Annotated in this window: 10 protein-coding genes and 2 pseudogenes; 6 read left to right on the top strand and 6 right to left on the bottom strand. The window is 64.4% G+C overall.

Annotation, left to right across the window (positions count from 1 at the left end; all coding sequences use genetic code 11):
* The first annotated feature begins 67 nt into the window (after window positions 1–67).
* From K3F48_RS15910 to K3F48_RS15895, 4 genes are read left to right on the top strand one after another with little or no spacing between them, the layout of a single operon-like run.
* Window positions 68–1,300, top strand: a complete 1,233-nt coding sequence (locus tag K3F48_RS15910; protein WP_222576415.1) for an MdtA/MuxA family multidrug efflux RND transporter periplasmic adaptor subunit — start codon at window positions 68–70, stop codon at window positions 1,298–1,300.
* On the top strand, window positions 1,297–4,401 hold the full coding sequence (locus K3F48_RS15905) for an efflux RND transporter permease subunit (protein WP_222576414.1): 3,105 nt from the start codon (window positions 1,297–1,299) through the stop codon (window positions 4,399–4,401). Before K3F48_RS15910 ends, K3F48_RS15905 begins: the two co-directional genes overlap by 4 nt.
* Entirely contained in the window at window positions 4,398–7,682 is a 3,285-nt protein-coding gene (locus tag K3F48_RS15900) for an efflux RND transporter permease subunit (protein ID WP_370631434.1), read from the top strand. Before K3F48_RS15905 ends, K3F48_RS15900 begins: the two co-directional genes overlap by 4 nt.
* A complete protein-coding gene (locus tag K3F48_RS15895) occupies window positions 7,679–9,073 on the top strand; it encodes an efflux transporter outer membrane subunit (protein ID WP_222576413.1) in 1,395 nt (464 codons plus the stop codon). The genes K3F48_RS15900 and K3F48_RS15895 overlap by 4 nt, the downstream gene beginning before the upstream one ends.
* 233 nt (window positions 9,074–9,306) lie before the next feature.
* On the opposite strand, the pseudogene K3F48_RS15890 reads toward K3F48_RS15895, so the two are convergent.
* The 4 genes and pseudogenes from K3F48_RS15890 to K3F48_RS24425 all read right to left on the bottom strand — a co-directional run.
* Window positions 9,307–9,740: pseudogene (locus K3F48_RS15890) on the bottom strand (transposase).
* A 222-nt stretch (window positions 9,741–9,962) separates the two neighbouring features.
* Window positions 9,963–10,115, bottom strand: coding sequence for a hypothetical protein (locus tag K3F48_RS15885; protein ID WP_222576412.1), 153 nt, complete (start codon window positions 10,113–10,115; stop codon window positions 9,963–9,965).
* 77 nt (window positions 10,116–10,192) lie between these two features.
* Window positions 10,193–10,522, bottom strand: coding sequence for a hypothetical protein (locus tag K3F48_RS15880; RefSeq protein ID WP_222576411.1), 330 nt, complete (start codon window positions 10,520–10,522; stop codon window positions 10,193–10,195).
* A gap of 52 nt (window positions 10,523–10,574) precedes the next feature.
* Window positions 10,575–10,874, bottom strand: a pseudogene (locus tag K3F48_RS24425) (transposase domain-containing protein); the annotation flags it as partial.
* Window positions 10,875–11,381: 507 nt separating this feature from the next.
* On the opposite strand from K3F48_RS24425, the gene K3F48_RS15865 reads away from it, so the two are divergent.
* Complete coding sequence (locus tag K3F48_RS15865) at window positions 11,382–11,720, top strand: SMC-Scp complex subunit ScpB (RefSeq protein WP_222576409.1); 339 nt, start codon at window positions 11,382–11,384, stop codon at window positions 11,718–11,720.
* A gap of 294 nt (window positions 11,721–12,014) precedes the next feature.
* Here the strand turns inward: K3F48_RS15865 and K3F48_RS15860 are convergent, their stop codons facing one another.
* Window positions 12,015–13,007: an AraC family transcriptional regulator gene (locus K3F48_RS15860; RefSeq protein ID WP_222576408.1), complete on the bottom strand. Its 993-nt coding sequence runs from the start codon at window positions 13,005–13,007 to the stop codon at window positions 12,015–12,017.
* An 83-nt stretch (window positions 13,008–13,090) separates the two neighbouring features.
* On the opposite strand from K3F48_RS15860, the gene K3F48_RS15855 reads away from it, so the two are divergent.
* On the top strand, window positions 13,091–14,290 hold the full coding sequence (locus K3F48_RS15855) for an MFS transporter (RefSeq protein WP_222576407.1): 1,200 nt from the start codon (window positions 13,091–13,093) through the stop codon (window positions 14,288–14,290).
* A 99-nt stretch (window positions 14,291–14,389) separates the two neighbouring features.
* Here the strand turns inward: K3F48_RS15855 and K3F48_RS15850 are convergent, their stop codons facing one another.
* Window positions 14,390–15,007 carry a TetR/AcrR family transcriptional regulator gene (locus tag K3F48_RS15850; protein ID WP_222576406.1) on the bottom strand — a complete coding sequence of 206 codons (618 nt, stop codon included), beginning with the start codon at window positions 15,005–15,007 and terminating at the stop codon, window positions 14,390–14,392.
* Window positions 15,008–15,118 lie beyond the last annotated feature (111 nt).

Raw genomic sequence — 15,118 nt, 5'->3', positions numbered from 1 at the left:
GCCTGGCTTCATAGTCCGGGCAGATGACCGGGCAGCGTCGCCTCGGCCTTGGATTTCGCCTGTTCTCATGGAAAAGCGCCTCTCATTCTACACGAGTTCGAACCGCCCGGCGCGCATGACCGGCGCGACGGCTCGCCGTTGGCTGATACCGCTCGCCGCGCTGGCCGTCGTCGCGGGGATTCTGCTTTTGCGCGCGCCATGGAAGCGCCCGAGCATGGGTCCACCCGGAGGGCCTCCGGGAATGGCCGCGCCGGGCGCCGCATCTGCGCAATCGGTCTCGGTGGCGACGGTGACGAAGGGCGACGTGCCAGTCACGCTGACGTCGCTCGGCACGATCAGCTCGCTCGCGACGGCGACGGTGAAATCGCAGATCAGCGGCTATCTGACCGAGATCCACTTCCGCGAGGGCCAGATGGTCGAGAAGGGCGAGCTGCTCGTCCAGATCGACCCCCGCCCCTATGAAGCGTTGCTCACCCAATATCAGGGACAGCTCGAGAAGGATCAGGCGCTGCTCGATAATGCGCGTCTCGATCTGCAACGCTATCAGCGTTTGATCAAGCAGGATTCGACGTCGCGGCAGACGGTCGACACGGCCGCGGCGACAGTCCGGCAATATGAAGGCCTCGTGCGCAGCGACCAGGGGCAGGTCGACACGCAGAAGCTCAATCTCGTCTATTGTCGCATCGTTTCCCCGGTGCGCGGCCGTGTGGGGTTGCGCCAGGTGGACGTCGGCAATTACGTCACGCCATCCGACACGAATGGCGTCGTCGTCGTCACGCAGATCGATCCGATTTCGGTCGTCTTCACGCTGCCGGAAGAGAGTCTGCGCAAGCTCATGAAGCGACTGCGGGAAGGCGCGCGTCCGGCGGTGACCGTCTACGACCGCGCCTATGCGGAAAAGCTCGCCACCGGCGTTCTCGACGCCGTCGACAATCAGATCGACACCAGCACCGGCACGGTGAAACTTCGCGCTTTGTTCGAGAACGCCAACGGCGCTCTTTTTCCCAATCAGTTCGTCAATGTCGAGCTCTTGCTCGACACTCAGCGCGACGTCGTCGTCGCGCCGGCGACGGCCATACGCAGCGGCGCGCCGGGTACATTCGTCTATGTCGTCAACTCCGGCGACACCGTGTCCGTGCGCAAGATCACGACCGGCGCGTCCGCCGGCGGCAACGTCGCGATCCTGTCCGGCTTGGCGCCGGGCGACCGCCTCGTCGTCGAAGGCGCCGATCGCCTGAGCGAGGGCGCGAAAATTCGCATCCCCGCACAGTCGGCGCGAGCGGACCGGGGCCGCCGATGAATCCGTCGCGTTTGTTCATCCTGCGGCCGGTGGCGACGACGCTGCTCATGGCGGCGCTGCTCTTCGTCGGCGTCGTCGCCTGGCGTTATCTGCCGCTCTCGGCGCTTCCGACGGTCGAATATCCGACGATCCAGGTCCAGACCTTCTATCCGGGCGCCAGTCCGGAGGTCATGACTTCCGCCGTCACGGCGCCGCTCGAGAAACAGCTGGGGCAGATGGCGAGTCTGCGTCAGATGTCCTCGAAATCCTCGGCCGGCGCCTCCGTTATCACGCTGCAATTCGATCTGTCGCTGTCGCTCGACATCGCCGAGCAGGAGGTGCAGGCGGCGATCAACGCTGCGACGAATCTGTTGCCGAGCGACCTCCCCACGCCGCCGGTCTACGCCAAGATCAATCCGGCCGACGCTCCGATCCTCGTCATTGCGGTGACGTCGCCGACGACGCCGCTGATCGAGCTCCAGACGCTCGCGGACACGCGGCTCGCGCAAAAGATCTCGCAGCTCGCCGGCGTCGGATTGGTGACGCTCGCCGGCGGCCACAAGCCGGCGGTTCGCGTGCGCGCCGATATACGCGCCTTGTCGGCGCATGGGCTCAACATCGACGATCTGCGCACGACGCTCGGCAACATCAATGTCAACACGCCAAAAGGCACTCTGGACGGAGCGCAGCGCTCCTACACGATCGACGCCAACGATCAGATCCAGGACCCGCGTGACTATCTCGATTCGGTGATCGCCTATAAGAACGGCCGCCCTGTCCGGCTCTCTGATGTGGCGAAGGTCGAGCGCGATGCGGAGAACACGCAGCTGCGCGCCTGGGCGAACGCCGCGCCGGCAATTCTGCTCAACGTGCAGCGCCAGCCCGCAGCCAATGTCATCAATGTGGTCGAGGCGGTCAAAGCGCTGCTGCCGCAGCTGACGGCGAGCCTTCCTTCCTCCGTCCAGGCCCAGGTGATCGCCGATCGCACGACTACGATTCGCGCTTCGATCGAGGACGTCGAATTCGAGCTCGGTCTCGCGATCGCCCTCGTCGTGATGGTGATTTTCCTGTTCCTGCGCAATCTGCGCGCGACGCTCATTCCGAGCCTCTCGGTTCCGCTGTCGCTCGTCGGCGCTTTCGCCGCGATGTATCTGTGGCGCTTCAGCCTCGACAACCTCTCCTTGATGGCGCTGACCATAGCGACCGGCTTCGTTGTCGACGACGCGATCGTCGTCATCGAGAATATCAGCCGCCACATAGAAGCAGGTATGCGCCCGTTCGACGCCGCGCTGAAAGGCTCGCGCGAGATCGCCTTCACCATCGTGTCTTTGACGGTCTCGCTGCTCGCCGTGCTCATTCCGCTCTTCTTCATGAGCGATATGATCGGCCGTCTGTTCTATGAATTCTCCGTGACCCTCGCTTCGGCGATCGTCATTTCGGCTGTCGTGTCCTTGACCTTCGTGCCGATGATGTGCGCGCGGCTCCTGCGCGAGCAACCGAAGCAGTCAGACGCGCGCGACGGCGGGCGTCGTGGATGGTTCGATTCTCTGCTTGCCGGCTACGACCGAGCGCTCGCCGTCTCCCTCGATCATCAGAATGTGACGCTCGCCGTCGCCGCCGCCACTCTCGCCTTGACGGGCGCGCTCGCTCTCGTCGCGCCGAAGGGGTTCTTTCCGGTCCAGGACACGGGCGTCATCCAAGGCGTCACCGAGGCGTCACAGTCTATCTCCTTTTCACGCATGAGCGAGCTGCAGACCGATCTCGCCAAGGCGGTCCTCGAAGACGAGGATGTCGTCGACCTATCTTCCTTCATCGGCATCGACGGCGACAACACGACGCTCAACAGGGGCCGCATGCAGATCATTCTGCGTCCCAAATCCGAGCGGCGCCTCTCGGCGGGCGAAATCATCCGCCGCATTCAAGGGAATGTTTCGAAGGTCGCCGGCATCGCTCTCTACATGCAACCGGCGCAGGACCTCACCGTCGAAACCGAAGTCAGCGCGACACAGTATCAGTTCACTCTCGACAACCCCTCGTCGGTCGAGCTCGGCGCCTGGACGCCGAAGCTCGTCGCGGAGCTTCGCAAGACGTCCGGACTCGTGGACGTGACCAGCGATCTGCAGGACGACGGCCTCGCCGCCATGATCGAGGTCGATCGCGCGACGGCGGCGCGCTTCGGCATCACTCTGGCGACGATCGACAATGCGCTCTACGACAGTTTCGGTCAGCGCATCGTCAGCACGATCTTCACGCAAGCAGACCAGATGCGGGTCATACTGGAAGCCGATCCCGATCGGCGACGCGGGCTCGACACATTCAGTTCGATCTACCTGCCATCGGCGACGGCGAGCGGGGGACAGGCGCCGCTCTCCGCCATGGCGCGCGTCGTCGTCGGCCGCAAACCGGTTCAGATCGGGCATTTCGCGCAATTTCCGGCGACGACGATCTCGTTTAATCTGGCGAGCGGCGCTGCTTTGGGCGATGCGGTCACCGCGGTCGAGACCGCCGAGCGCGCCATCGGCCTGCCGGCGAGCTTCGGCACGCATTTTCAAGGAGCGACCGCCGCCTTCCGATCCTCGCTGACGAACGAGTTCTATCTCATTCTCGCGGCCGTTCTCGTCATGTATGTCGTGCTCGGGGTGCTCTATGAGAGCTTCGTTCATCCTCTGACGATCCTCTCCACGCTCCCTTCTGCCGCCCTCGGCGCGCTGCTAGCGATGACGATCACCGGCTCCGATCTCGATGTCATCGCGATCATCGCGATCATTCTCCTCATCGGGATCGTCAAGAAGAATGCGATCATGATGATCGACTTCGCCATCGTCGCCGAACGCGACGAGGGCTTGACGCCGCGCGAGGCAATCCGCCGCGCCTGCCTTCTGCGCTTCCGGCCGATTCTGATGACGACGATGGTGGCGTTGATCTCTGCGGCGCCGATGGCGTTCGGCTCGGGCAATGGCTCGGAGTTGCGCCAGCCGCTCGGCGTCGCCATGATCGGCGGCCTGGCCGTCAGCCAATTGCTGACCCTCTTCACGACGCCGGCCGTCTATCTCGCCTTCGATCGACTGGCTGTGCGACTGCGGGAGCGCTTCGGCGCACGACAGGAGGAGAGCGTCTCGTGAGCATGGCCGCGCTCTTCGTCGGGCGGCCCGTCGCCACGACGCTGCTGACTCTCGCGATCGCCGTCTCCGGCCTTTTGGCGTTCGGATCTCTGCCTGTCGCGCCGCTGCCGAAGGTGGATTTCCCGACCATCATGGTTCAGGCGCAAATGCCCGGCGCCAGCCCGGAGACGATGGCGTCCACCGTGGCGGCTCCGCTCGAACGCCGCCTCGGCCAGATCGCGGACGTCGCCGAGATGACCTCGGAGAATGCGGTCGGCTCGACGCGAGTCATTCTGCAATTCGGTCTCGATCGTGACATCAACGGCGCGGCGCGCGACGTGAAGGCCGCGATCGACGCCGCGCGCGCCGATCTTCCGACCGCGCTCAAATCCAAGCCGACCTATCGCAAGTTCAATCCCGCCGAGGCGCCGATCCTAATCCTGGCGCTTTCGTCGAAAACGCTCACCTCCGGTCAGCTCTACGACAGTGCGGCGACCATTCTCCAGCAACGTCTTCTCCAGGTCGACGGGATCGGTAACGTCGATGTGGGAGGCAGCTCCCTTCCGGCCGTTCGCGTCGATCTCGATCCCCGCGCATTGTTCGATTATGGGATCGCCATGGAGGAGATTCGCGCCGCTCTCTCGGCCGCGAACGCCAATAGCGCCAAAGGCGCAATCGACGAAGGCGAGCGTCGCTTCCAGATCTATGCGAACGATCAGGCGACGCATGCTTCCGACTACGCCGATCTCGTCGTCGCCTTTCGCGACGGTCGACCCGTCCTCCTTCGCGACATCGCGGAGGTCTCCGACTCGGTCGAGAATGTGCGCAACATCGGCTATGTGAACGACAGAACCGCAGTCGTGCTGGTTCTTTTCAAGCAGCCGGGCGGCAATATCGTCGAGATCGTCGATCATGTGAAGACCTTGCTGCCGCAGCTGCGAGCCGCATTGCCCGGCGATGTCGAGCTCAATCTTTCCGGCGACCGCAGCGTCACCATACGCTCGTCGCTCGCTCACGCGGAGCAGTCGCTCGTCATCGCCGTGGCGCTGGTCGTGCTCGTCGTCTTCGTCTTTCTGCGCAGCTTCCGCGCGACGCTGATCCCGGCCGTGACCGTGCCGGTGTCGATCCTGGGCTCCTTTGCCGTGATGAAATTATGCGGTTACAGTCTCGACAATCTCTCGCTGATGGCTCTGACGATCGCCACCGGCTTCGTCGTCGACGATTCGATCGTCGTATTGGAGAACATCGCTCGCCACAGGGAAGCCGGCGCTCCGCGCATAGAGGCCGCCATTCGCGGCGCCGGGGAGGTGAGCTTCACCGTCGTCTCGATGAGTGTCTCGCTCATCGCCGTGTTTCTGCCGATCTTTCTCATGGGCGGCCTCGTCGGTCGGCTGTTCCACGAATTCGCCATCGTGCTCTCGATCGCGATCGGCGTGTCCCTGCTGCTCGCGCTCACCACGACGCCGGTGATGTGCGCACTCTTTCTCTCGGGCGAAGACGAGCGCCGCTCCAGTCGTCTCGTACGTGCGGCCGGAGCCGCGCTCGACGCGATGCGGCGGAGCTACGACCTTTCTCTGCGCGGCGCGCTCTCCCATCCGCGCCTCGTCCTTCTCTCCCTTTTCCTCACGATCGCCTTCAACATCTTCCTCTTCGCCGTGGCGCCGAAGAGCCTTTTTCCGCAGGAGGACGGCGGGTTGATGCTGGGCGGCATCCGCGCCGATCAAAGCATCTCCTTCGAGGCGATGCGTCGGAAAGTCGAGCAGACGCTCGCGATCGTGCGGGCCGATCCGGCCGTCGAGACGGTGACGGCCTCCATCGGCGACGGCGCGGTCAATCAGGCGCGAATGTTCACCACGCTCGAGCCCCTCGACAAGGGGCGCGATTCCGCTTTCGCGGTGATGGCGCGGCTGCGGCCGAAGCTCGCTGAAATTCCCGGCGCGGAGGTGATGATGTTTCCGCGACAAGAGCTTTTTCTCGGCGGCCGCATGAGCTTCGCCCAGTTCCAATACACGCTGCTCGCAGACGACGCCGCCGAGCTTCGGAAGTGGGGGCCGAAGCTCTACGCCGCAATGAAGCAGCAGCCGGCGCTCGTCGACGTCACATCCGATCAGCAGATCGGCGGCCTCGAAACCAAGGTCGTGATCGATCGGGCGACGGCGGCGCGCTACGGGGTGACGCCGGACGTTATCGACGCGACGCTCTACGACGCCTTCGGGCAGCGGCAGGTGTCGACCATCTATCAAGATCAAAATCAATACCATGTCGTGATGGGACTAGCGCCGCGCTATCTGCAGGATCCCTCCTCGATCGAGCAGATCTATGTCAGCACCTCGGGAGAGACCGCGAGCGGGAGCTCCTCGACCAACGCCACCTATGGGACCGTGTCGACTTCCTCGACGAACAGCTCGACGCAGTCGACATCCGGAAGCTCCTCGGCGCGCAACAAGGCGACCAATTCGATCGCCACGAGCAGCGGCGGCCGCGCGTCGAGCGCCGCCGCCATCAGCTCCAGCCGGGCGGCGATGATTCCGATCACCGCCTTCGCGCGGCTCGAGGCGACGACGACCCCTGTCCAGATCAACCACCAAGGCCAGGCCGCCGCAGCGACGATTTCCTTCAATCTCGCGCCGGGGAGGACGCTCGCCGATGCGACCGCCGCGATCGAGACGGCGGTCGCAGAGATCCATTTGCCGAGCTCGATCCACGGCTCCTTCGGCGGCTCGGCCGGCGCGTCCAGGTCGCTCATCGGCACCATGCCGCTGCTGATCGGATCAGCGCTTCTCGCCGTCTACGCCGTGCTCGGAATTCTCTACGAGAGCTATGTGCATCCGCTGACGATCCTCTCGACTCTCCCCTCCGCGGGAGTCGGCGCCGTGCTCGCATTGATCCTCGCCGGCTCGGATTTCACCGTCATCGCGCTCATAGGCGTGTTCCTGCTCATCGGCATCGTCAAGAAGAACGCCATAATGATCGTCGATTTCGCGCTGCAGGCAGAACGGGAGGACGGCCTGCCGCCGGCCGAGGCGATACATCGCGCCTGCCTCGCGCGCTTTCGCCCCATCATGATGACGACCTTCGCGGCTCTGCTCGGGGCCGCGCCGCTGGTGCTCGATCAAGGCGTCGGCGCCGAGCTGCGACGTCCACTCGGCGTCTCTATCATCGGCGGGCTGATCGTCAGCCAATTGCTGACGCTCTATACGACTCCCGTCGTCTATCTCTATCTCGATCGCCTCCGGCTGTGGTCGCGCCGGTTCTGGCGGCGCGTCTTTCCGGGGTCGAGTGTCGCGGAGCTCGCGGAATGAAGCGCCTTTCGATGTTCTTCTGTCTCTGCGGCGCACTGATGTCGCTTCAGGGCTGTCTGATGGTCGGCCCCGATTATCTGCGGCCCGAGGTCGCCTCGCCCGTCGCGTTCAAAGAGGCGCCGAAAGGCTGGAAGGTCGCCGAGCCGGCCGACGGCGCCGATCGCGGATCCTGGTGGCGCGTGTTCAAGGATCCGGTGCTCGACAAGCTCGTTCCGCTGGTCGCGATCGACAACCAGAATTTGAAGTCCTATGAGGCAGCCTATCGCCAAGCGCTCGCCGTCGTGCGTGAGGATCAGTCGAACCTGTACCCGAGCCTATCGGCCAGCGCCTCTTCGACGCGCGCGCGCAGCTCCGGATCGATAGTCACGACGCAGACGGCGGAAGCCACGGCGAGCTGGGAGATCGACCTATGGGGAAAGATCCGTCGTCAGATCGAGAGCGCCGAAGCCAGCGCGGGAGCTAGCGCTGCGCAGCTCGCCGATCTGACGCTCTCCGCGCAAGCGACGCTCGTCACCGACTATTTCTCACTGCGCTATCAGGACTCGCTGGCGCGTCTGCTGAACGACACGGCGCGCGCCTACGAACGCAGCCTGAAGATCACGCAGAACCAATATGCCGCGGGCGTCGCCGCCCAGTCGGATGTGATTACTGCTCAGACGCAACTCGAGACGACGCGCGCCTCGGCCATCGGCGCGGAGGTCTCGCGCGCGCAATACGAGCATGCGATCGCGCTGCTGATCGGCAAGCCTCCGTCCGATCTGTCGATTCCGCGCGGCGAGCTGCCGCGCGCTGTTCCGACGTCTCCCGCCGCGCTTCCGTCCTCACTGCTCGAGCGTCGGCCGGACATCGCCGAGGCGGAGCGCAAGATGCAACAGCAGAATGCGCTGATCGGCGTCGCGATTGCGGCCTATTTTCCCACCATCGACCTCGCAGCCGTCGCCGGCTATTCGGGCGCGCCGCCGCTGATCTCGGCCAGCAACGCCGCTTGGTCGCTGGCGGCAAGCGGCAGTCTGCTGCTGCTCGACGGCGGCGCGCGCGAAGCGACCGTCGACGCTGCTCGAGCGGCATATGAACAGAGCGTCGCCAATTATCGCCAAACCGTGCTCGCCGCCTTCCAGGCGGTGGAGGATCAGCTCTCCGATCTTCGCATCCTCGCCCGACAAGCCTCAGCGCAGGCGGAAGCGGTTCGAGTCTCGCAGCGCGCCGTCGAGATCACGCTCAATCAATATAAGGCGGGAGCCTCGGCCTATACGGCAGTGGTCACGGCGCAAGCAACTGCGCTCTCCAATGAAGAGACTGCGCTGCAAATCCGGCAGCGCCGGCTCACTGCGAGCGCGAATCTGATGATGGCGCTCGGAGGCGGCTGGAGGCCCGCGCCCTTGGAGCGTTGAGCGAGCCTCCTTTGTGTTGCATGCGCCCCGCTATGCGTTCGAGGACGACTCTGTCGCCTACGAGGGCCCCTGCAACGAAGGGACGAGCCTGAAACTGCGGGAGTTGCATGGAAACTCCTCCGCCTATCAGCGCTTTATCACGCCGCTCCGGTCCAAGCTGCGGCCAGATGACGTCGGGTTGCGTCGCAAATTTTGTCTACGGGCGCGACACGGGCGTCCGAGAGTGACGCGGCTCACGAGGCGAGGGCATAGAACTGCTGCGCTGGACGCAGTTTGGCCCTGGTCTGCAACTGGTCCTTTCGGATCATATGCATCAGTTCGATCCCCGAGAGTGCCGCAGCAGCCGATCGAAATGATTTGAAACCCAACATCGGCCGCGTCATTCGTTTCACCGCTCGATGATCCTGTTCGACGATATGATTGTGATATTTGATACGCAGGGTTTCGATGTCCGCTTCATGCTCCGCATTGTAGCTTTCGATCGCCGCCGTGTCGGCGTCGCTCTTGTCGATCGTGATCTTCTCCGACTCGCCATGCTGACCATCGCCTTGCGCAAAAAGCGCAAGGCGGCTTTGCAGTCCCTCTTCGCCGTCGGCAGGAAATCCACGGTCGCGCCTGCCTTATCGACCACCCGATACAGATATTTCCAGCAGCTTTTGACTTTCACATAGGTCTCGTCGAGACGCCAGCTGGATCCGATCGCACGCTTGTGAACACGAATCTGTTTCTCCAGTAAAGGCGCATACTGCCCTTGAAATCGATCATCGCACTATTCCGCCAGCTCCACGCCCGACGATCATAGCCCCATCTGACCCGCGAGAAAAATTCGTGACCGCACGAAATGGTCCTTTTTCACATGCGAGACTGCCGCCGAATGACGCGACCTGTTTCAGGCCTGAGCTAGTCGTTGCAGCAGACGAACGAAGCGATCGCCCGCAATCGCCACGGCGCCGCGGTTATCGAGCGTTCCTTGGACCGTCTGCACGGGAACCTCGCGATGGAGCCTTTCACAAATCGCGGCCTCGTCCTCGCGGCCGCGCATGGACAGTCGCCTCTCGCGAAGTGAGGCGGGAGCGTCGATCAATACGCTGATGGTGTCCGGATAACGCGTCCTCGCGACTAGCCACGCGGCGCGTGCGCCGCTGACGACGACAGTAAATCCGCGTGCGCGCCAGACGTCGACTTCCGCGCCGATCGCGTACATGAAGCCATGGCTTTCCCAATAACGCGCGAGCAGGCCGGTCTCTCGCTGAGCACCTGCTCGGGGCCGCCGAAAGGCGGCTTGGCGGAGACGATCCAATCCGTGTTGCGCAGCGAGCCGATGCGCTCGGCGAAAGCGCGCCGTTCGCTGAGCGGCGCCAATTCGCCGAAGAAGCGCAGTTCGCGTTTGTCGAAGGGCGCCGCGATGGCGCGGTCACGCAGCCAATGGTCGAGCCTTTCGGTCGACATGGCGTAGTCGGCCGTCGTCTTCGCGTTCGTCGTGACTTGCGAGCGCGTCGGCTCATGCCGCAGCCGCGCCGGCTTCGGCCGTGCGCGCGGCCTTGCAGTTCCACACGAGCAGGTCGCTCAGCCGATTGATCTTGGTGCGGCCGGAGACGAGACGCTCGAGAACATCCGTCAGATAGGTTTGCGGATCGACGCCATTCAGTTTCGCCGTGTTGAGGAGCGACGCCAAAATGGCTTAGGTCTCGCCGCCGCCTTCGTCGCCGCAGAACAGGCTGTTCCTCTTGCCGATCGATATGGGCCTGATCGATCGCTCCACCGTGTTGGTGTCCGTCTCCAGACGTCCGTCGTCGAGGAACTTGAGGTCATCTCAAGGTTTGTGATTTTTTGTACGCTATACCCCGCTCACGGCAGAACCCGAAAATCCTTCGGATCGATGACGCGAAAGTTGTCGGTGATCGAATCACGAAATTCCGGCCAGCGCCTCGGGACGGCCGCATGTCAGGGTACAACTTATTGTTGGAAATTCGTAGTTCGTGGCGGGTTTGGACAGCTTATTTGAGAATTACCGGGAGCCTTTCGTGTTCGGACATTTAAATTGAGAAATCGTCACTGTCGCCTACGGCCGAGGCGACGAGCTCGTCGAAGCGCCTCAGATTGAATGGTCGGCACGCTGGCCGGAGATAGCGTAGCGTTCCGATCGTGTCTTTTGCGGCGGCCGAGAGGCCAGCCAGAAGCGCGACGCCTAAGTGGAGCGGGACGTATGCGGTGGCGCCTTTGCTAATGGACGGCGTGATGCGCAACGCCTCAGTATCGAAGCCGGGCACGACCTCGTTGAGCAGCCAGCTCTTGCTATAGTGCTCGGATGACACTTCGGCTCGCCGGCCGCGAGATCAGCCGGGACGTCATCGGCCGGTTGAAGCGTCTCGATCTCATCGACGTGGCGTTGCGCGCGCCCGAGCCCGGCGCGCCCTTCGCCTATGTCACGACGTGGAAATTCCTCGCGGCGTTCGGCCTCGCCAGCCTGCGCGACCTGCCCGACCTCGACCGGCTGGAGGATGAAGGCCTGCTGCAGCGTCCGAGCTACGACGGCGATCTCGACGGGGGTCCTGGGACTGGCCGCCCGATAGCGGTGAGCCGGAAGTGCTCGCGGACGGCGCCGATGTCGATGACGGGGACCGATGTCGATCGGCGGATTGGTTAGTCTGGCGCTCTATTGATGCGGGTGGAATTTTCTCAGGCGGATCACGTCGGAGTCCCCCGATGGAATTCGCCGACCGGTCTCGCGTCGACGAGGTGCGACCGGGACATGGTCGTCGAAGCCACGCCCGCTGTTTTCGGTCCACGCGCCGCCGGTCGCGACGTCGTCATCGTCGCGGAGGAAGGCGAAGGCGTCTTTGTGCCGTGTCTGTTGGTCGGCGTCGCCAATGTTGCCGGCGGGCGCGTCGCGATGATCGAGGAAGGCCTTTGTTTTCAGCTTACGCCCTGGCGGCCCGTTCTACGGTTCGCGCGCCGTCTCCGCGCCAGAGCGCAGCGTTCCCGGCGCACACCCGATGACGCGCTTGAAAGCACGGCTGAACGCCGCCTGCGAGCCATAGCCGAGGCGATGTGCGGCGTCGTCGATCGACACCCGATCGCGGGCGATCCATTGCGTTGCGAGCCGCATGCGGAGCTCGGTCAGATACCGCAGCGGCGTCATTCCGGTCACAGCCAAAAAGCGCTCCGCGAAGACGGAACGAGAGGCGCCCATCTCGGCGGCGAGGTCACGAACCGTCCAGCTGCGCCCGGGATCCCGGTGCATCGCGGCGATGACGCGGGCGAGCCGCGGGTCGCGCAGCGCCGCCGCCCATCCCGTCGCCGCGCCACATCCGCACTCGACCCAGGCCCGCACGATGAACGCCGAGACCACTTCGGCCAGTCGCGCCAGGATGCCGGCAAAGCCCGCTCGTTCGTTGCGGGTCTCCCGTTCCATCGCTTCGAGCATGGGCAGGATCTCCGGATAGCGGTCCAGCAGCGTGTCCGCCGATATCACCTCCGGCATCAGCGCCACCAAAGCATGCATGCTGCCGAGCTCGAATTGCATGCAGCCGCTGAAGATCACCGTATCATTGCCGTGGCAGGCCCCCTCGATGCAAGCATTGATGTCGTCGACCGTGCGGCATAGCGGGGCGCTGTCGAAACTCGTGACTGCGCGGCTCGGCTGGTTCGGTCGCGAGACGAGATCATGCGCCCCGCCGTGCGGAAGCAAGACCGCGGCTCCGGCATCGAGCGCGAGGTCGTCTGCGCCCGGACGCCGCAGGAAAACAGAGCCGCGCGCGACGAAATGGAGCCGCGCGCCCCCCTCGTCGCCGCCGAAGTTGAGGCCGAACGGCGGCGAGATCTGGATGCGCCGGTAATTGATGCCGACGAGACGCATGCCGACGAGCAGCTCGCTCACCACACCGGAGGGCGCCGTCGCGGCCGAGCCAGTATCGGACGATTGATCAAACATTCCGGATATCCTGGCATATATCGTCCGACCGCGCCAGCCTAGCTTGGCGCGATCATAGCCTTTCCGTGAAAAGGACCGATGAGATGAGCGAGGAGATTGCATTCGCGGAAACGACCGCGGCGCCCGACGAGCCGGCCTGGGCGGCGATCGGTTCGATGACGCTCGGCGTGTTCGCATTGGTTGCGGCCGAATTCTTGCCGGCGAGCCTGCTGACGCCGATGGCGGCCGATCTCCAAGTCACGGAAGGCGCGGCCGGCCAGGCGGTCACCGCGACGGCCCTGGTTGCGCTGCTGTCCGCGACACTCGTCGCCGCCGTGACGCGGCGCATCGACCGCCGCCATCTGCTCATCGGCTTCTCCGCCTTGCTGATCGCGTCGAATCTGCTCGTCGCGGCTGCGCCGAGCCTGCCGCTCCTGATCGCCGGTCGCGTGCTGCTCGGTGTCGGCCTCGGCGGCTTCTGGGCCATGTCGGCGGCTCTGGTGATGCGGTTGGCGCCGGAGGCGCTGGTGGCGCGCGCGCTGTCGGTCCTCTTCAGCGGCGTGTCCGCGGCGACGATCTTCGCGGCCCCGGTCGGCAGCTATCTCGGCGATCGGCTCGGCTGGCGCAGCGTCTTCCTATTCGCGGCCGGACTCGGCGTCGTGACGATCGCGGCCCAATTCGCGGCGCTTCCGCGCATGGCGCCGGCGGCGGCGGCGCCTCTGCGCATGCTCGGCGTCGTCTTGCGCCGGCCGGGAGTCGCGCTCGGCATCACGGCGGTGATGTTGACCTTCGCCGGTCACTTCGCGGTGTTCACCTATATCCGACCATTTTTGGAAACCGTCACCGGCGTCGGCGTCGACTCGGTGTCGGCGGTCCTGCTCGGCTTCGGTCTCGCCAATTTCATCGGCACGCTGCTGGCAGGGCCGCTGATCGATCGGAGCCTCAAGCTCGCGCTCTTCTCCATGCCGCTTCTGATGGGGATGCTCGGCGTCGGCTTGGTCGCAATTCACGGCAGCCTGGCGGCCCATGCGGCGCTGTTCGCGCTCTGGGGTCTCTCCTTTGGCGCGATTCCGGTCGCATGGTCGACATGGTTGACCCGAACTGTGCCCGACCAGGCCGAGACCGCCGGCGGCCTGCTCGTCGCCGCCGTTCAACTCGCGATCTCCATCGGCGCGGCGGGAGGGGGATATGCCTTCGACATCGCCGGCGGCGGCGGCGCGGTCGCGGCGGCGAGCGTGATTCTCCTCTTCACGGCGATCGTGGTTGCCCTCGGCGTGAACGCGCATCGGATCGCGGCGCCGTGACTTTTGAGGTCGTGGACGGGCGGCTCGGCTCGTCTCGTGGATTGGGACGGTCTTTCCAGTTCATTCGACTGTCCGCGGATGGCGTCGTCTCGGACCGGACTATCCTCGAGACGCAAGCCGTGGCGTTCCATACGCTCTCAAAAAGCAATCTATTCCAGCTTGGAGCGTCGCCTCGGCCTCTGCTCGGCTCGGCGGCTCGATGCCGAGCGCGATCCGAAGCGGCATATCCGCGAAGACGAGATGAAGCAGCTGCGCGGCGGCGATCTTCGCGTCGGGACAAGCGAGAAGTCCCTTTTGCTCGGCCTCTTCGAAGACGGACGTCACGAGATCGAGCGCAGCTCGCTGATTGCTCTCGAACACGAGAAGGCAAAGTGCCGGAAAGCGCCAGCGTTCGCTGCATACGGCTTGGAAGAGCGCGGTGGAATCCCTTCTGAGCCAGCATCCCACCAGCTCCCTCGCCAGCACGCGCAACGCGGGCGCGATGCCGTGGCCCAGATCCGGCGCGGCGCAGCGTAGCGCCTTCGCTCGAAACTCGATCTCGACCAGATCGGCGAAAAGAGCTTCCTTGCTCGCAAAATATGTATAGAGCGTCGCCTTCGACACGCCTGCCGACCGCGCGATCGCATCCATGCTGGTCTCCGAGAAGCCCTGCTCCAAAAATCGCGCTCGCGCCGCCGTGCGAATGACGTCTTTGCGCGATGCGGCGCCCTTTTCCATCGCTTCGCTCTCTGTGACGACGTTTTGCGGTCGCCGCGCCATCGGGTCGGTCGATGCCGAACGGCGCTCCCGGATTGCTCTGTCGATCGCAAAACCCCGAGAGAAAAGATG

The sequence above is a fragment of the Methylosinus sp. Sm6 genome (genome assembly GCF_019802345.1).
In the GTDB taxonomy this organism is placed as follows: domain Bacteria; phylum Pseudomonadota; class Alphaproteobacteria; order Rhizobiales; family Beijerinckiaceae; genus Methylosinus.
Note: the sequence above shows the minus strand (reverse complement) of the source record. Positions and strands in the feature narration are given on the sequence as shown.